The organism is Methylobacterium sp. E-012, from assembly GCF_057836545.1.
Map to the genome: position 1 here is coordinate 2,787,094 of NZ_JBYQEY010000001.1, position 14,645 is coordinate 2,801,738.

General features: G+C 67.8%; 23 protein-coding genes. 12 read left to right on the top strand and 11 right to left on the bottom strand.

Annotation, left to right across the window (positions count from 1 at the left end):
* Positions 1–214: 214 nt before the first annotated feature.
* Positions 215–709 carry a hypothetical protein gene (locus tag AC3IF1_RS13375; protein WP_489217935.1) on the top strand — a complete coding sequence of 165 codons (495 nt, stop codon included), beginning with the start codon at positions 215–217 and terminating at the stop codon, positions 707–709.
* A gap of 11 nt (positions 710–720) precedes the next feature.
* Here the strand turns inward: AC3IF1_RS13375 and AC3IF1_RS13380 are convergent, their stop codons facing one another.
* The 5 genes from AC3IF1_RS13380 to AC3IF1_RS13400 are packed head-to-tail and all read right to left on the bottom strand — an operon-like array spanning position 721 to position 2,521.
* A complete protein-coding gene (locus tag AC3IF1_RS13380; protein WP_489217936.1) occupies positions 721–1,212 on the bottom strand; it encodes a hypothetical protein in 492 nt (163 codons plus the stop codon).
* The gene (locus AC3IF1_RS13385; protein WP_489217938.1) at positions 1,209–1,346 is read right to left on the bottom strand and encodes a hypothetical protein; all 138 of its coding nucleotides are present in this window, start codon (positions 1,344–1,346) and stop codon (positions 1,209–1,211) included. Before AC3IF1_RS13385 ends, AC3IF1_RS13380 begins: the two co-directional genes overlap by 4 nt.
* Entirely contained in the window at positions 1,343–1,723 is a 381-nt protein-coding gene (locus tag AC3IF1_RS13390) for a hypothetical protein (protein ID WP_489217939.1), read from the bottom strand. Before AC3IF1_RS13390 ends, AC3IF1_RS13385 begins: the two co-directional genes overlap by 4 nt.
* Position 1,724: 1 nt before the next feature.
* On the bottom strand, positions 1,725–1,955 hold the full coding sequence (locus AC3IF1_RS13395) for a hypothetical protein (protein ID WP_489217940.1): 231 nt from the start codon (positions 1,953–1,955) through the stop codon (positions 1,725–1,727).
* Positions 1,955–2,521, bottom strand: a complete 567-nt coding sequence (locus AC3IF1_RS13400; RefSeq protein ID WP_489217942.1) for a hypothetical protein — start codon at positions 2,519–2,521, stop codon at positions 1,955–1,957. Before AC3IF1_RS13400 ends, AC3IF1_RS13395 begins: the two co-directional genes overlap by 1 nt.
* A 463-nt stretch (positions 2,522–2,984) precedes the next feature.
* Here AC3IF1_RS13400 and AC3IF1_RS13405 point away from each other — a divergent pair, with 463 nt between their 5' ends.
* Positions 2,985–3,674, top strand: coding sequence for an antA/AntB antirepressor family protein (locus AC3IF1_RS13405; RefSeq protein WP_489217943.1), 690 nt, complete (start codon positions 2,985–2,987; stop codon positions 3,672–3,674).
* 161 nt (positions 3,675–3,835) lie between these two features.
* Here AC3IF1_RS13405 and AC3IF1_RS13410 read toward each other — a convergent pair whose 3' ends face one another.
* The 3 genes from AC3IF1_RS13410 to AC3IF1_RS13420 all read right to left on the bottom strand — a co-directional run bounded on the left by AC3IF1_RS13410 (position 3,836) and on the right by AC3IF1_RS13420 (position 5,875).
* Positions 3,836–4,045 carry a hypothetical protein gene (locus AC3IF1_RS13410; protein WP_489217945.1) on the bottom strand — a complete coding sequence of 70 codons (210 nt, stop codon included), beginning with the start codon at positions 4,043–4,045 and terminating at the stop codon, positions 3,836–3,838.
* Positions 4,042–4,575 carry a hypothetical protein gene (locus AC3IF1_RS13415; protein ID WP_489217946.1) on the bottom strand — a complete coding sequence of 178 codons (534 nt, stop codon included), beginning with the start codon at positions 4,573–4,575 and terminating at the stop codon, positions 4,042–4,044. The genes AC3IF1_RS13410 and AC3IF1_RS13415 overlap by 4 nt, the downstream gene beginning before the upstream one ends.
* A 529-nt stretch (positions 4,576–5,104) precedes the next feature.
* Positions 5,105–5,875, bottom strand: coding sequence for a S24 family peptidase (locus AC3IF1_RS13420; RefSeq protein WP_489217948.1), 771 nt, complete (start codon positions 5,873–5,875; stop codon positions 5,105–5,107).
* A gap of 86 nt (positions 5,876–5,961) precedes the next feature.
* Between AC3IF1_RS13420 and AC3IF1_RS13425 the strand changes: the two genes are divergently transcribed.
* A complete protein-coding gene (locus AC3IF1_RS13425) occupies positions 5,962–6,252 on the top strand; it encodes a hypothetical protein (protein ID WP_489217950.1) in 291 nt (96 codons plus the stop codon).
* Between the two features lie 39 nt (positions 6,253–6,291).
* Here the strand turns inward: AC3IF1_RS13425 and AC3IF1_RS13430 are convergent, their stop codons facing one another.
* Entirely contained in the window at positions 6,292–6,690 is a 399-nt protein-coding gene (locus AC3IF1_RS13430) for a hypothetical protein (RefSeq protein WP_489217952.1), read from the bottom strand.
* Positions 6,691–6,899: 209 nt separating this feature from the next.
* Between AC3IF1_RS13430 and AC3IF1_RS13435 the strand changes: the two genes are divergently transcribed.
* The 7 genes from AC3IF1_RS13435 to AC3IF1_RS13465 all read left to right on the top strand — a co-directional run bounded on the left by AC3IF1_RS13435 (position 6,900) and on the right by AC3IF1_RS13465 (position 10,579).
* On the top strand, positions 6,900–7,187 hold the full coding sequence (locus tag AC3IF1_RS13435; protein ID WP_489217954.1) for a hypothetical protein: 288 nt from the start codon (positions 6,900–6,902) through the stop codon (positions 7,185–7,187).
* 176 nt (positions 7,188–7,363) lie between these two features.
* On the top strand, positions 7,364–7,585 hold the full coding sequence (locus tag AC3IF1_RS13440; protein ID WP_489217956.1) for a hypothetical protein: 222 nt from the start codon (positions 7,364–7,366) through the stop codon (positions 7,583–7,585).
* 1 nt (position 7,586) lies between these two features.
* Complete coding sequence (locus tag AC3IF1_RS13445) at positions 7,587–8,015, top strand: hypothetical protein (RefSeq protein WP_489217958.1); 429 nt, start codon at positions 7,587–7,589, stop codon at positions 8,013–8,015.
* Complete coding sequence (locus AC3IF1_RS13450; RefSeq protein ID WP_489217960.1) at positions 8,012–8,239, top strand: hypothetical protein; 228 nt, start codon at positions 8,012–8,014, stop codon at positions 8,237–8,239. Before AC3IF1_RS13445 ends, AC3IF1_RS13450 begins: the two co-directional genes overlap by 4 nt.
* 162 nt (positions 8,240–8,401) lie before the next feature.
* Positions 8,402–8,827, top strand: coding sequence for a hypothetical protein (locus AC3IF1_RS13455; protein ID WP_489217961.1), 426 nt, complete (start codon positions 8,402–8,404; stop codon positions 8,825–8,827).
* Positions 8,820–10,028 carry a DUF7146 domain-containing protein gene (locus AC3IF1_RS13460; protein WP_489217963.1) on the top strand — a complete coding sequence of 403 codons (1,209 nt, stop codon included), beginning with the start codon at positions 8,820–8,822 and terminating at the stop codon, positions 10,026–10,028. The genes AC3IF1_RS13455 and AC3IF1_RS13460 overlap by 8 nt, the downstream gene beginning before the upstream one ends.
* On the top strand, positions 10,028–10,579 hold the full coding sequence (locus AC3IF1_RS13465; protein ID WP_489217965.1) for a hypothetical protein: 552 nt from the start codon (positions 10,028–10,030) through the stop codon (positions 10,577–10,579). The genes AC3IF1_RS13460 and AC3IF1_RS13465 overlap by 1 nt, the downstream gene beginning before the upstream one ends.
* A 16-nt stretch (positions 10,580–10,595) precedes the next feature.
* On the opposite strand, the gene AC3IF1_RS13470 is transcribed toward AC3IF1_RS13465, so the two are convergent.
* On the bottom strand, positions 10,596–10,838 hold the full coding sequence (locus AC3IF1_RS13470; protein WP_489217967.1) for a tautomerase family protein: 243 nt from the start codon (positions 10,836–10,838) through the stop codon (positions 10,596–10,598).
* Positions 10,839–10,934: 96 nt separating this feature from the next.
* Positions 10,935–11,210 carry a DUF1488 family protein gene (locus AC3IF1_RS13475; protein WP_489217969.1) on the bottom strand — a complete coding sequence of 92 codons (276 nt, stop codon included), beginning with the start codon at positions 11,208–11,210 and terminating at the stop codon, positions 10,935–10,937.
* 103 nt (positions 11,211–11,313) lie between these two features.
* Here AC3IF1_RS13475 and AC3IF1_RS13480 point away from each other — a divergent pair, with 103 nt between their 5' ends.
* Positions 11,314–12,831: a DUF5906 domain-containing protein gene (locus AC3IF1_RS13480; RefSeq protein ID WP_489217970.1), complete on the top strand. Its 1,518-nt coding sequence runs from the start codon at positions 11,314–11,316 to the stop codon at positions 12,829–12,831.
* Between the two features lie 437 nt (positions 12,832–13,268).
* Positions 13,269–14,240, top strand: a complete 972-nt coding sequence (locus AC3IF1_RS13485) for a hypothetical protein (protein WP_489217972.1) — start codon at positions 13,269–13,271, stop codon at positions 14,238–14,240.
* Positions 14,241–14,645: the final 405 nt, after the last annotated feature.

Consider the following 14,645-nt stretch of genomic DNA (forward strand, 5'->3'; position numbering starts at 1 on the left):
ATCGAGCCCGTGTTGCCGATGGCGAGTTCACGGGGGCGATGCCCGCGAAACCGGCCGTGGGCGATGAAAGACCAGCCAGTTCGATCGACAGGGCGCCGGAGGTGGCCCTCTGGTCATCGAGGCCCCTCCAACGGAACTCAGTTTGGCAGCGCCGAGATTGGCGGCGCCCTTGCATTGCCCCTGTCGTCATACCGGGATGGCGAGGGGGCGGACGATGCGTTCGGTCTTGGCTTTGGTGTTGGCGACGTTCGCATCGGGCACGGCTCAAGCGGCCTGTACCCTGGTGCCGATGCCCGAGACGTCGACCGCGCTCCGCGGCTCCTTCGGCGCGCATATGCAGCAATTCGGAGCCGGCGAGTGGGCATTCGCTATCGAGACGCCACGCGGGGCGATGTACAATTCGAAGGCGACCCTGGTCCGTTTCTTCGCCAAAGATGAAGGCGGCCTGATCGAGGAAGCCGGTCTCCTCCTGCCTGCCGAGGGCACGGAGGCCGATGTCGCCCGCATGGACGCTGCGGCGACGTTCCTCGCCGCCCATATCTCCGGATCGGCCGAGAGCTATCTTCAGACACGTGTGGCTCGCGCGATCGCCGATACCCGCAAGAACGGCACGATCCAGGCCGTGCGCGAAGGCGACACCGTTCTGATGCTCTCCAGTCCAGAGCCGGGCGCCGTCGCCCTGGTTGTTGGACGGATGCGCTGTCGTTGAGGTGAAGCCGATCACGCGACCTCCTCGGCGAGCTGGCGGGCGCGCATCCGCTCGGCGGCGGCGTGGAGCGCGACGATGTGCGGCTCGAAGCGCTTGGCGATGGGGGTGGGCCACAGGTGAACGAGGCGCCCCGCGTTTGCGAGCGCGCGCTGCGCCTCGCCGGGCAACCCGCAACTCAAATGCGCCGACGCCAGCCGGCACGTGGCCCAGGCCATCAAGGCGGCCTCGGCGATGGCGTTGGTCGGGATGTTGTTGGGCGCGCCCTCGAACAGGTTCTGATCGAGGCCGACGTTCGCCTGCGTCCGCCACGTGCCGATCGCGGCGAACAGGATCTCGGCCGTGCGCTCACGGGGATGGATCAGCACCTCGGCCAGCGCAGCCGTCGGCAGCGGCGCGAGCCAAGCCGCGAGGTCGCCGCCGGGGACGCGCACGCCGCCCAGGTTGTCGGCGATGCGCGCGAGGTACGCGGCGCGCAGGGCGCCGGGAAAGGCGACAGCGGTCACGGGCGCGGCTCCCGGAGGCGGTGGGCGGCCAGCGCAGCGGTGTCGGCCGGGCGCGGCGCGTAGCGGGCGAAGGCCGCCCACCAGATCACCGCGGAGGGCAGGAGGCCCAAGCAGATCAGGAGGACGCTGATCACAGGCGCTCTCCCGTCGCGCGATCCACGACGCCGCCGCCGATCAGCCGTTTAAACGGCGATCCGCGCCCTCCCGGCATGGGGCGCCGGCTCCGGCCCGCCGTGAAGCCGAACACCGCCGCGCGCTTGCGCTTGGCCCGGGCGATCCGGGCGAGATCGCCATCGGGGCCGCCGGTCTTAGCGCCGGCGCAGGGCGCGTGGACGATGGCGCGGTTGCCCAGGTCGTTCGTCCCGGCGAGCCCCAGGGCCCGCAGGTGCTCGTCGCGGGTCGACTCACCCGGGAGGATCTCACGCTCGCACAGCGGACACAGGCCGCCCTGCGCGTCGAGCAAGGCGACGCACTGGAGCGCGGTGAGGCGGATGCGAGGTTCGAGCCGCATCTCAGCCCCCGACCCGATCGTCGAGGCGGGCGCGGGCGACCACGAGGTTCGTGATCGCGGCGTCGAGGATCGTGCGCAGCTCGGTCGCGTTGCGCACGGTGTCGGCGGTGAGCGTCGAGCCCGCCGCGATCACCGCGTTGGCCAGGCAGTCGTAAGCGAGCGTCAGGTGCCGCTCGGCCTGGGCGCGAGCGGTGCGTTCGGTGATCGTGGGCAGGCGCGCGACCTGGGCCATCACGCCAGCTCCGCGCGGGCGGCGAATGCCTGGGCCAGCTCGTCGGCCGCGCGGGCGAGATCCTTGGCCGCCTGTTCGAGCGTCCAGGCGTTGCAGGCGGTGTCGGCCGCGTACCGGCGGCGGGCTTCGCCGAGCTGAAACACGAGCGCGTCGACCCGGGCGAGTCGAGCGTCTGCCGCCATCCGGGCGCCGGAGACGTCGTTCTCGACGGCGGGGAGAACCCGGACCGTCAGACCGGTGGCCGGGTCGCCGAACGTCCCGCATGCGGCGAGGTCGGCAAGCAGGCTGCGCTTCTCGAACTTGGTCAGGCCGTTCTGGTCCAGGCAGAAGCGCTCGAAGGTGACCGCGGGCCCATCGTTGACGGAGACGAGGGTGCGCCTCCCGACGTAGTAGCCGCCCGTCCCGTTGGGTTCGGCGCGCAGGCCGGGTCCGTCGGCTGGGTGAGCGGGATCGACCTCGTCCGCTAGGACCAAGCGCACGCGGCGCTGCGTGAGGTCCTCGCGCAGGGCAGACAGGATGTGCGGACGCGGGGCGGCGGTCGGCGCAGGGCCGGCGGGATCGAGCATGGCGGGCTCCATCGCAGGGACAACGGATGCAATTGAGTGCGGATTTGTCCGTATGTCAAGCGGAAATGCGGAAAGTTTCGCCGTCGCAATATGCGGAAATTGTTTTTGTTTTGTTCCCGTAATCCACAGGGTCTTGAGCGGGAGACGGAGTTAAATCCGGAGATTCGGTAAATTCCGAATCACATGTGAGCGGGGGCGTTAATGTTGAAGCAACCTGCACGGGCCTAGCCTGCGTGCGACGGCGCTTGGGAGAGCTGGCGCGGCTTTGCCGCTCGCTCAATTCCTCTGCCGGATCCTTATGCGCACATCACGGTAAAGCGAAGCTTACCGAACGGCATCCCAAGACCCTGCCCCAGGCAGGTCGGCGGCGGGCGATCGCCCTGGAAAGCACAGCCCGCCGCCACTCCGCCCGCTCCGGTTCCCGCCGGAGCGCACTAGCCAACCCGGACTCTGGAGTGTCCGAATGACCGAAGCAAACGGTATCAACTTCCCCGCCATCACGGAAGGACGGGTCGGACACGCCCTTGTCCAAACCGTCGACGCACGGCAACTGCACGCATTCCTCGGTGTGCGCACGGCTTTCAAAGATTGGATCGTGCGGCGCGTGTCGGACTACGGCTTCGCTGACGGCACGGACTTCTGCTCATTTTTGAGCGAAAGTGGTGGCCGCCCATCCCGCGAGTACGCGTTGACCCTCGACATGGCCAAGGAGCTTGGCATGGTCGAACGCAATGAGATGGGCCGCCTCGTGCGGCAGTACTTCATTCAGTGCGAGCGTCAGGCCAAAGCCACAAGCGAGGCGGTGCGAGCGGCCATCGCAGGCCAGCTCCGGGTCATTCTGCCGGCGCTCGTCAGCGCCGAGATCGCGAACCGCTCATTGATGATTCGACGCGGCAAGACGGCTGGGCAGATCCTTCGCGAGCACGGCTTCCACGCGAGACGCCTAGCCGGATGGTTCAGCCACAAGCTGCGTGAGATGAATTGCGCGATCGATGGTGGCGGCAAGGCGGAACTAGGGCTCTCGACCGCCTACCTCTACGACCCGGACAAGGCCGAGACCTGGATGCGCAATGGCGGCCGCGCGATGGTTGAGCGCAAACTCGCAGAGCGGGCGGGGCAGGGGGTTTTAACGCTCGTGCCGCGAGCCCGCTAAGGGCTAATTCAGCCGCATGGAGCATCCTCGGCCGGCGTTCCGCCGGCCGAGGATGCTCCATGCGATGCGTTTGGTCAAACTTCCTCTTCCCCGGAAGCGGCTTCGGGTCAGAAAAACCCCGCCGAAGCGGGGCTTATGTCGCGCTGTACAGTGTACGCTCTCTAAGCGGCAGGACGGCGCAGATCCTCGGCGCCGTGATTCTCTGGGCCACGATAGGAGAGAGCGGCGCGCTTTTCGTCCTCAGAGAGGGTCGCAAAGAAGCCGACCATCGGGCGCGGCTTTGCGTTCACGGGCTCCGGCTCGGGGAGCGGCGCGTGGTCGAACAGCATCCGATAAGCGCTGTGAGCGAGGCTGGCGAGGGCGTGGGTCATAGGATGTTCCTCACGTAATATGCAGGCGCACCCTTGGGGCTTACAAGTGCGAAACCGTACCTGTCGCGATAGAGAGCGGCAAGTGTGTCGTTCGCGGGTTCAACGCGGATCTGGTGCCGTCCGATCCCTTGTGCATACAACGCTGAGGCTTCCAGAGCGATTAACGCGCGCCGACCGATCAGCGGACAGTCCGGTCGCGGGTCACCTTCAAGAAAGCGGAGCGTGACCGCGCAACTGCTCGGAACGGCAAAGCCCAATCCGCACAATCGATCCTCGCCGACCCAGATAGCGAGCGACAGGGCATCTGGCTCATTCCGATTGCGACGGTGGATCTCCGGCCAGTCCCAACCGGCATCGGTATGGCGATTCACCGGGAGCCATTGCGCCTCATAAGCGCGCCGCGCCCGTTCGCCCCAGGGCGTGAGGTGAAAGGCGATCCCGAGTGGACCTTGAAGGTTCTGACTGGCGAGCCGCCGGGCCTCTTCTTGCCGGGCGACGTATCGCTGCTTCGCCGCGGCGAAGGATGACAACGGCTCTCTCCGCCACCGACTACTGAGGGGGAATCGCGGTACGTAGGCGATCCGGCAGACGGCAACAATGCATTAACCGCGGTCGAAAGGAGGAAGCCCACACCATCCACCGATTCTTGCTGAGCACCCGAAGGCTACGCTGCCTCGTACCGCTGATCTTTGAGCAGGATCGGCCGCGTGCAGGCGTGGCAGGCGAAGCGGTAGTGGTCGGCCAAAGGCGGTGCGTGAGGGTAGGTTGTCGTCCCGCACCGCGGGCAGCTTCCCTCCCAAACGCCAATCCGCTGCAGGCGCGGCTTGCGACGCGCCCCGAGCAACGGGATCGAGCTTAGGACCGCAAAGATCGTGACCGGCCACAGCCCGAATACCAGGCAGAGCACGCCGACTCCTAGGATCGGAATACCAAGGGCGAAGCGGATAGCAAGAAAGGCCCAGCTACCGCCGGTATCGACCGGCCCAACTTGGTTCTTCAGAACGTCAATCGCGAGATCGGGGCGGTATGTTGCCTGAGTGCTAGCGACTTCATTCATTTTTATACCCGAGAAACTCGACAGATCACCCGTCCGATGACATTCAAATCATCAGCAAATATTTCGTCAGTCCCATGCTTGGGATTGTCCGAGATGATCCTGAGTCGCACCGGACTACTGCCTTTGATGATTTCCAGACGTTTTATCGAAATTCCAACGCCATCGAAGATGGCATAAAGGCCGTCCGGAGATGGAGCTGTTTGCGACCGATTGATCAATACCCGATCACCGGGCATCAAAGTTGGCATCATGGAGTCTCCGTCGACCGCGATGAAGTCGACTTCTGCTTCGCGAGCTCGCAACTCCGCACGTAGATATTCTACAGGTAATCGCCAAACAGCTCTAACGCCGTCCAATACCATTCCATCAATATTAATCTCGTCCGCCTTACCTCCAGAGCCAAGGCCGCCAATGACGTTTCGTTCAACTACCTCGCCGGGCGCCAAGCGGCCTTTTTCAAGCCGTTCAGCTGCCGCGTAGCCTTCTGGATCGTCTGTAAAGATTGGGTCAGGTCCGAACTCTTGCCCCAACGGCACGCGCTGCACTTCTTCCATGCGGACTTCCCCCAGCAGCCTTGCTCTCGGCACGCCTAAGACCTTCTCGATCTTGAGAAGGTCGCCAGCGCCCAAACTCTCTTTGCGACCGCGTAGGAAATCGCGGAGGTAGTCTTTGCCTCGTCCGATTTCGAGAGACAGGGCTGTGGCGTTGGTCCGCGACCGAGCGATCTCGCTGGATAGGACAGTACGGGCGATATCTGCCTGCTGTGGAGTCATGGGCGGAATAATCCGCAATCTGAATGCGGATAGCGATGCGGAAGTATCCGCTTGCAATTTGCGGAAATGCCCGCATTATGCGGAGCATGGAAGAGACGCTTCGCCAGCACCTCGACGTCTGCGCATCTCGTTATGGCGAAGCCACCGGGACGTCCAAGCCCGCGTTGGGCCTCGGTATTCTCCGCGACAACACCTTCTTCCGTCGCGTGTTGGACGACGGTCAGGGGTTCACAATCAGAACCTACGACCGGGTGATGCAGTGGTTCTCGGATCACTGGCCCGCCGAAGCCGAATGGCCGTCCGACGTCCCCCGGCCGAACCCTGAGATCGTCGCGACCCGCCAATCCCACCCCCATCCCGCAGGAGCGCCCCTCTGATGCGCTCCATCTCTCTCGCTCCCAGCGCCCTGGTTCACGTCAGTTTCGGGTTTGCCGAAGACGCTCAGCTATCTGAGCTTGCAGTCTGCGTTGCGAGCGCATGGCCTCCCGCAGGCTCACCCGAATCTTCACACCCTGCCCGTCGCCTGTGCGCAGATGGTACTGAAGCTCATGCTCAGGTCGATCGGACGGCTCGACGTCCACCCGCTCGACTTCGGCTTCTGGTGGGTGATCCCGCGAGATCCCGATGGATGGAAATTCATCGGCTTGCTGCGGGAGGGCGCCCATGAGCCCGTCCATTAACGCCTCGGCGTCGGCCGCAGAGAACAATAACCCCATCGTTTGGCCAAACGCTGTCACGCTGACAGCAACTTTGCCGTCGACCTGCTTCACCCAGTTCAAGCGTTCAACAGGCACGGCGGGGATTTCATCAGTCATCGGCACTTCCATCGGTGGTGTTGCAGCTCCGATGGTAGCAGCGCGGACGGGTCGCGCCAGCGCGCCCGGCCCGTCCGCGTCTGACAAACCTCTGTGCGCGTGGCGTCAGCGGGGCGTCGTGCGAGGCTTCTGGATCGGCGTGCCGCTGACCCTGACGCTTTGGTACGCGCTGACCTACGCCGCGCTCTCCCTCACGGGAGGGCTGTGACGTGGCCCACGACGACATCCGTTTCCTTTCGCCCGCCGACCAGTCCATGACCTGTCCGGTCTGCGGCGAGGCGGCGGCCGGGGCGATCCCCTCACGATCCCCGGCCGCCCGTCTGATCCCCGACCCGTTCGGTCTGACGACCGCCGACGGGTCCGTGCGCGTATCCGTGTTCCACCCGCACGGTGAGCGCACTCTGCGCGTCAGCGTGCGCGGGCTGGCCGTCGACGCCATCGTCGACGACGCCGCGCGCGCCGCACTCATCGCCTTCCTGACCGGAGACGCGCCATGACGCGCCCGGTCGCCCCAGCTCCGCGGGCCGTCGTGCCGCCCTCGGCCGCGGAGATGCCGGTTCGGCATCCGAGACCCGAAACTGACCGGGGCCGCGGGGCTTCGAGCCCTTTCGCTCCGGTCCCTTTCGAGCCGACCCTCCCGCCTCGCCTCGTCCCCGGCCCGACCCTGTCCCGCGTGACGGCCGGGGGCGACGCGTGGCGCGCCTATCAGGGCGCCCTGCTGCGCCAACTCTGCGACGCGCTCGAATCCGACTGCGCATCGCTGTTCGATGATCTCACTGTGGAGACGGCGGCCGCCCTCGCTCTGAGGTCGGCCGCCCCGTCCCGTCTCTCGATCGCGCCGGCGGAAGCCCGCCAAGGTCTGACCGTCGCGATCGCACCCGGAGCCGCGTCCTGACATGGCCGCCAGCTCCTTCATCGCCCCTCCTCTCGCCAAGCCAACTTCTCCGATGCAGTCAGCATCGGAGAAGTTGATGCGAAGGTCTGGTGCAAAGTTCGCCCACTTCGCGGCGATTGAATCCCAGCTTTGGGTGGAGGAGTGGCGCAAGATCCACCCGGTCAAGCCGCAGCAGTGCGTCGCCGACATGCTCGACGCGCCCGTGCGCACCGTTGAGAAATGGTTCACCGGCACGGCCCGACCGTCCTTCGACTGGTGGGGGCCGATCATGCACTCCTACGGCCCGGAGTTCTTCGCGGCCGGCATGCGCACGCCCCCGGCCTGGCTCGACTTCGCCGCCCGCCGCGAGCGCAAGCAACGCCTGCTCCAGCAGAAAGCCGACATCGACGCGCGACTCGCGCTCGACGCCGGGGTGGAGGCGCCCCTGTGACGCGCGCCTTCCGCTTCTACTGGCACCGCTTCCGCGAGTGGCGCCACCGCGTGCTCGCCGAGCGCGCCGGCGACCGCTTCACCCATCATTGCGATCGCGCCGACGCCCACGAGGTGGCGGCCGATCGCATCCTCTGCCCCCCGGGGACGGGTCCGCCCCCGGAGGCTTCCCCGGTGGTGCGCCGTCCCGCGCCCACCCAAGACGACGGGCCTCAGATCCGCTGAGCGGACGGGCCGACGTCTCCCGCCGCGTCAGCGCGGGATCGATGATCCTCGGGGGCTATCCGAGACACGCATCGCACGATCCGCGGCCCATCATGGTCGGCGGTCGGCTTCGCCGTGTCCGGACCGCCCCCGAGGCCCCGCAACCCGGACCGGTCACGCGCCATGGCCAAGCGACGTTCACCCCTGGCTCCCCGCCCCCCCGAAGCCGATGCCGAACGGCTTCGCCGCCGTCGCGAGCGCGCGGCCGACGTTCGTGCCGCACGCTCGGCGGTTGTCAAACCGGGGAATACTCCGGACACTCTGCCCGCACCGCAGCTCTCCCGTGCCGACCAGCAGGCGCTGCGCCAAGATACGCTGATCGCCCGCGCTGCTGCCCAGCGCCTCGACGTCGAGCTTCGCGCGGCGCGGACCGATCAGCACCGCTCCGATCGCGCCCGGTCCGAGGCCGTCGTTGCCCTGGCCCGCCTCCACGAGCGCTACGCCGCCGCCCTCGACCGGCTGCGGGCGGACGGCGCCCGCATCGCCGGCCTGGAGGCGCAGAACGCGCTCCTGCGCGCCCGGCTCGGCCGCGAGGTCGCCGATGGCTGACCTCGCCCAGTTGGTCGCCTTCGACGCCTGGATCGACGAGGCGCGCGCCGTCGATCTCCTCGGCTACGCCCGTGACCGCGCCCCGTCCTTGCGCCGCCAGGGCTCGGAATGGGTCGGCCCGTGCCCGGCCTGCGGCGGCCGAGATCGGTTCTCCATCGCCCCGCGCAAGGGCGTCTTTCATTGCCGCGCCGCCGGCCGCGGCGGCGACGTGATCGCGCTCGCCCAGTACGTCGAGGGCCTCGACTTCCTCGGCGCCGTCGAGAGCCTCACCGGCCGGCCCGCGCCCGGCCGCGACAGCGCGGAGACGCCGGAGGATCGCGCCCGGCGCCAGGCCGCCCAGGAGGCGCGCCAGGCCGCGGTCGCCGCCGAGGCGCACGCCCGCAAGGTCGCCGAGGACAGCTTCCGGATGGCGGAGATCAAGCGGGCCCGGCGGTTCTGGACCGCCGCCGCCCCGCTCGTCCCCGGCTCGGCCGCGGCCGCCTACCTGCATCGGCGCGGCGAGCTGGTGGCCCCGCCCGGGGCGCACCTGCGCTTCTCGGCCGCCCACCCCTATGTCCAGCCGGGCCACGGCGGCCGCCCGCACCGGACGCTACACGTCGGACCGGCGCTGCTCGCGGGCCTGACCGGCGCGGATGGTCGATTCTGCGGGGTCCATCAGACCTGGCTCGACCCGAACAGCGCCGACGGCAAGGCGGCGATCGCCGATCCCGACACCGGCGAGATCCTGCCCGCCAAGAAGGTCCGCGGCTCCGTGCTCGGCGCCCGCATCGAGCTGGTGCGCCGGACCGACCCGACCGTCCTGATCCTCGGCGAGGGCATCGAGACCTGCCTGTCGGTGTTCTGCGCGCTGGCGCGTCGCGACCTGCCTCTGGCCGCCGAGGCCGCCGTCTGGTCGAGCGTGAGCCTCGGCAACCTCGCCGGCGCGGCGCTCGACCGCGTCCGCCACCCCCACCGGACGCGGCGCGACGGCAAGCCCGCGCGCGTCCCGGGCCTGATCCCGGATCCCGACAGCCTCGCCCTCCAGATCCCCGACGCCGTGCGGATCGTGATCCTGCTGGGCGACGGCGATAGCGATCGCTTCGACACGGAGACCGCGCTCAGCCGCGCCCGTGCCCGCTTCACCCGCACCGGCCGCCACGTCGGCATCGCCTGGGCCGAGCCCGGCCGGGACTTTAACGACATGCTCCGGAGCGCCGCGTGATGGACGCGCTTGTCCTGGCTTCACCGATGACCCTGCCGCCGATGAACCCCGATATCCGGGCCGGTGGCCTGCCGATCCGGCTACTTGCCGAGGACGCGATCCGGCGCGCCAAGGCTGCGCTCGTAAAGCGGCCCATGTCTGGGCCCGCGCCTACAGCTTCGGCCGAGCCGCCCGAACGGCCGCCCGTTGAGAAACCGGCGGCCGCGGCGGCCGTCCCCGCCACCGCGATCGTGGCGGTGGTCGCCGTCGCCGCCCCCGCGCTCGATCTGGCCCACACGCTGCGCGGGTTCACGCTGCTCGACCTCTACGTCGAGGCGCGGCGCGCCGCGACCGAGGCCGCGCTCCAGCACGAGCACCTGGAGGGCTTGGCGGCCGGGCGCACCTACGGCGACCGCTCGCTGCTGCCGGGCTTCGCCACGCCGGAGAGTTACCGGCTCGCCGCGTTCGAGGCCAAGCGCCGGGCCGAGATGGCCGGGGCCACCGCTGACTTTTTGCGGGGGTTACTCGGCCAGGAGGACGCGCTCGCCGACCTCTTGACGACAACGGAGTAAAGCTATGGCCCAGACGCTACGGCTGCAACTCGATATCGGTATCCCCACCAGTCGCACCAACCGCTCCACCGGGCCTATAGGCGTCGAGCGCCAAGTAAGCCTCCGTGGCGGTCAGACCAACTCGCTCCATGTCGGTGAGCAGCGCCAAGATATCCACGTCGACCGGCTCGCCGGCCTCCTTGCGCGCGATGAGACCATTGACCATCGCAAGGTCGTCGCTCGGCTCGTCGTTGAGGTCGGTCGTGGTGGGGATGGGCATGAAGGCTCTCTTGTGGGACGGCTTTTGGACCTAGGGCGGCCGGCCGAGCACGGCCACACCGAGCCCGGCAATGCGAGCCGGTGCGTGACAGCCGCGTCAGTCGAAATCCGCCTCGTCGAGGTCGACCCACCCGCCCCGCAGACCTTCGCGGTCGTATTGCTCGCTCGCAGCATCCTCGACTGCGGCGCTGTGGCCGTGAAACACGGCCAGCGGATCAAACAGTACGCCCACGCCGTCGACCAGCCCGCGCAGCGCAGCGAACGACACCCGGCACGGCACGAGCGTGTCGCCGTCCCGCATGGCGAACCGGACGTGCGCCTTGGTGCGCAGGTCGACCGCCGCCTCCAGCAGCCAGTAGTTCTCCAGCGGCATCAGGCCCCTCGCGGTTCGCGGCCCTGCATCGCGCTGCCCACCCCGCCGGTCAACCGGCCCCGCACGTGACCATCCCCGCACGTGACCATCCAGTGAGCCCGCCGTGAGCGCCGATGATCCCACCGACCGCATCGCCCGCATCATCGCGGACGCCGCCGAGGCCGACCCGGAGGCGGCGGACGACGTCGGCGCGCCCTTTGACGACGTCGCCGAGGGTGATTCCGACGCGCCGGTGCCGGACGCGGACGGCGACGCGCCGCTCGTTCCGCGCCCGATGGGCTTCGACGTCGAGCGCATGAACTCCGAGTTCGCGCTGGTGCTGATGGGCTCGAAAGCCGTCATCATGCAGCAGCAGGCGGAGGGGCCGATCGAGGACCGGGTTAAGCTTCTGACCCTCGACGCCTTCCGGGCCTGGTTCATGAACCGGCCGACCGAGCACCTCGACAAGGACGGCAAGATCAAGCGCACGACCTGGGCCGCCGCGTGGCTCGTCGCCCGCTCCCGCCGCCAGTATCGCGGGATCGAGTTCTACCCCGACCCGGAGAATGCCCCCAACACCGAGGGCTACTTCAACCTCTGGCAGGGCTTCACGGTCACGCCGCAGGCGAAATCCGGCGGCTACTCAATCTTCTACGATCACCTACTCACCAACGTCTGCGGCGGCTCAAAAACGCTGGCGACCTGGGTGTTCGGCTGGTTCGCCCACATCATGCAGCGCCCGCGCGAGCGGATCGGCACGGCCCTCGTCTTCCGCGGCAAGATGGGCACCGGCAAGTCGACGATCGGCGAGGTGATGGGCTCCCTGATCGCCAGTCACTACTTCCTGGTCGACGATCCCCGCTACCTCGTGGGCCAGTTCAACGCCCACATGGCGAGCTGCCTACTGCTCCAGGCGGATGAGGGATTCTGGGCCGGCGACAAGGCGGCCGAGGGCCGGCTCAAGGGGCTGGTGACGGCCGAGACGCAAATGATCGAATCCAAGGGCGTCGATCCGATCCGCCTCAAGAACTACGTGCGCCTGCTCATCACCTCGAACAACGACTGGGTGATCCCGGCCGGCAAGGACGAACGTCGCTTCGGCGTGATCGACGTCGGCGACGGATGCGCCCAAAACGGCGAGTACTTTGCCGAGCTGCACAAGCAACTCGCCGACGGCGGCCGCGAGGCGTTGCTCCACGACCTGCTGCACTTCGACCTGTCGAGCGTGAACCTGCGCCAGATCCCAAAGACCGAGGCGCTGCTTGAACAGAAGCTGCGCTCGCTCGACGCCGTCGAGAGCTGGTGGTTCGAGCGGCTCGCTGCCGGCACACCGACCGCCAAGATGGAGTACTGGCGCTGCGACATGCCGATCGACGAGTTGTTCGATGACTACATCGCCAGCGCGGACAAGATCGGGATCAAGCGCAAGTCCGAGATCACGAGCTTCGGGATCAAGATGCGCCGGCTCGTGCCAGGGCTGAAACGCGAGCGCATCAGCGTCAGCGACGGCCACGTCGGCCTGAAGCGCCTGTGGTGCTACGTGCTGCCCCCGCTCGACGACGCCCGCGCCCTGTTCGAGACCGAACTCTCCCAGCCTGTGGCCTGGGATGAGGACCCGAAGCCTGGAGAGACCGGGAGCTAAGGGGGGAATCGACCTCTCCCGATCCGCCCTGTCCCACGTCGAGGTAGGACAGCCGGGGGAGGTGGGTCACGCCAAGTCATTGATTTTATTAGCGCTGTCCTACCTGTCCTACCTGTCCTACCTTTTTTCGCGCCCGCGCGCGCGAAACGCGTTCCCCCCTTCGATCCCGGTCTCCCGTGGCGGCGAACCGGCGCTCGAAATGTGATTCACGGGAGAAACAGGTGGGACAGGTAGGACAGGTAGGACAGCGCCAGTGAAATCAGCGAGTTAGTGTGTCCCACCTTCTTTTTAAGATCTTCGAGAAGTAGGACAGGTAGGACAGAACCGCCGCGCCCAACACGGCTAAGCTTCTGAAAGCCTTCGATAATATTCCCGCTCTACGCTTCGATCCTGGCCCGCGCCGCAAACCGCCCGCGCTGGCCCGAGCGAGGCTCACCATGCGCAAGCGGATCGGGATCGAGGCGTTCCTCAAGTGGGCTTACCGGGACGAGCTGCCGAAGGCGCAGTGCGAGGAAGGCGACGTCGGACCGGCCGGGTTCGGGTCCGGCATGGGCGGCGTGATCGCGATGGCCGACGTCGGCGCACTGGTGGACTACGCCCGCGAGAACCGCTGGGGCGTGATCCCCGACCGGTATGCGAACGACGACCCGCACCCGGATGCCATCCGGGCGGCCGAATCGATGGAATCCCTCGACGTGCTAGAACTCTGTCTGCCCGGCGACTGGAACCCGATCACGGATCTGGGCGACGTGGGCCTGCTCCACCGCGTCGACCTCGACGCGGGCCGGCTCGGCCGTGCGGCGGTCGATGAAGCGCTCGCCGATCTGACTGCGGTGGACGCCAAGGGCGACCGGACGCTCAAGGGCGGCGTGCGCCGTCTCGTGATGCGCTTCGCGGTGCTCAACGGAGAGCCCGGCTGGGAGATCGAGCCGCCTGCGGTCAAGATGGTCTGCGTCGGCAAGGGCCGGCCGGGCTGGTTCCGGCGCGAGGTCGTGCAGGGCGCGGACGGTCCCTATGAGATCGAGGTCGATGGCTTTGATCGCAAGCGGCGCATGCCGTTCCCCGATGCCTACCAGAAGCCGTACCTCTCACCGAACCCGGTTGAGGGGATCGTCGACCGCGGCCAGCATGAGATCTACGTGGCCGCGCTCCACCTCCTGCACGCTGAGCTTGTGGACAAGCTGGAGCGCTTCGCGATCGAGCTACCGGTCCGCCCGGCGCGGCCTTGGATGGATGATGTCGCCTTTACCCCTCGCATCCTGCGCGGCCGCCGGCTCAAGCCGCTGAGGGATCGTGTCGACCCGACACCCATGCCCCAGACTGAGTTTGCCGCGCCTGCGGGCCTTCCCCGCGCCCTTGCGCGCCCAATCCGAAAAAATTCGCCGGTTCGGCACGTGGTGACAGCTTGACAGTATGACAGATGTTTTGATAGCAACGGGCTAGGGTCTTCATGACCTGAACAACCCCGTCGGTTCGCCCGGCGGGGTTTTTCGTTGAGCCCGCCCGGCGCGGCCCCGAAGAGGCGCCGCCTGTCGGTTCATAGGCGCACCGCACGGGCGCCGGCCTGCGCCGGGCATCACCTCACAACTCTGGATGTCCGCCATGGGATGCCGCTGCGCCGAGCGCCGCGACGCCCTCCGGGGCATCGCCCGCGCCATCGGTCGGGCGGACGCACGGTCGGCAGCGCGCGGCGCGCAGACAATCGCCCGGTCACTCAACCGGGACGCCCAGGATCTGGCGAAGCGGCTCACGCCCCGTCGGACCTGACACCACACCATTCCGAGACGCCAGCCAACGCCCTCCTCGCAACCCAG

Coding starts and splice junctions, on each gene's coding strand:
- AC3IF1_RS13455 (WP_489217961.1), top strand. CDS start 8,402: ATGGCCAAGCGACGTTCACCCCTGGCTCCCCGCCCCCCCGAAGCCGAT.
- AC3IF1_RS13410 (WP_489217945.1), bottom strand. CDS start 4,045: ATGACCCACGCCCTCGCCAGCCTCGCTCACAGCGCTTATCGGATGCTG.
- AC3IF1_RS13485 (WP_489217972.1), top strand. CDS start 13,269: ATGCGCAAGCGGATCGGGATCGAGGCGTTCCTCAAGTGGGCTTACCGG.
- AC3IF1_RS13395 (WP_489217940.1), bottom strand. CDS start 1,955: ATGGCCCAGGTCGCGCGCCTGCCCACGATCACCGAACGCACCGCTCGC.
- AC3IF1_RS13405 (WP_489217943.1), top strand. CDS start 2,985: ATGACCGAAGCAAACGGTATCAACTTCCCCGCCATCACGGAAGGACGG.
- AC3IF1_RS13445 (WP_489217958.1), top strand. CDS start 7,587: ATGGCCGCCAGCTCCTTCATCGCCCCTCCTCTCGCCAAGCCAACTTCT.
- AC3IF1_RS13390 (WP_489217939.1), bottom strand. CDS start 1,723: ATGCGGCTCGAACCTCGCATCCGCCTCACCGCGCTCCAGTGCGTCGCC.
- AC3IF1_RS13460 (WP_489217963.1), top strand. CDS start 8,820: ATGGCTGACCTCGCCCAGTTGGTCGCCTTCGACGCCTGGATCGACGAG.
- AC3IF1_RS13470 (WP_489217967.1), bottom strand. CDS start 10,838: ATGCCCATCCCCACCACGACCGACCTCAACGACGAGCCGAGCGACGAC.
- AC3IF1_RS13465 (WP_489217965.1), top strand. CDS start 10,028: ATGGACGCGCTTGTCCTGGCTTCACCGATGACCCTGCCGCCGATGAAC.
- AC3IF1_RS13375 (WP_489217935.1), top strand. CDS start 215: ATGCGTTCGGTCTTGGCTTTGGTGTTGGCGACGTTCGCATCGGGCACG.
- AC3IF1_RS13430 (WP_489217952.1), bottom strand. CDS start 6,690: ATGACTGATGAAATCCCCGCCGTGCCTGTTGAACGCTTGAACTGGGTG.
- AC3IF1_RS13420 (WP_489217948.1), bottom strand. CDS start 5,875: ATGACTCCACAGCAGGCAGATATCGCCCGTACTGTCCTATCCAGCGAG.
- AC3IF1_RS13400 (WP_489217942.1), bottom strand. CDS start 2,521: ATGCTCGATCCCGCCGGCCCTGCGCCGACCGCCGCCCCGCGTCCGCAC.
- AC3IF1_RS13425 (WP_489217950.1), top strand. CDS start 5,962: ATGGAAGAGACGCTTCGCCAGCACCTCGACGTCTGCGCATCTCGTTAT.
- AC3IF1_RS13475 (WP_489217969.1), bottom strand. CDS start 11,210: ATGCCGCTGGAGAACTACTGGCTGCTGGAGGCGGCGGTCGACCTGCGC.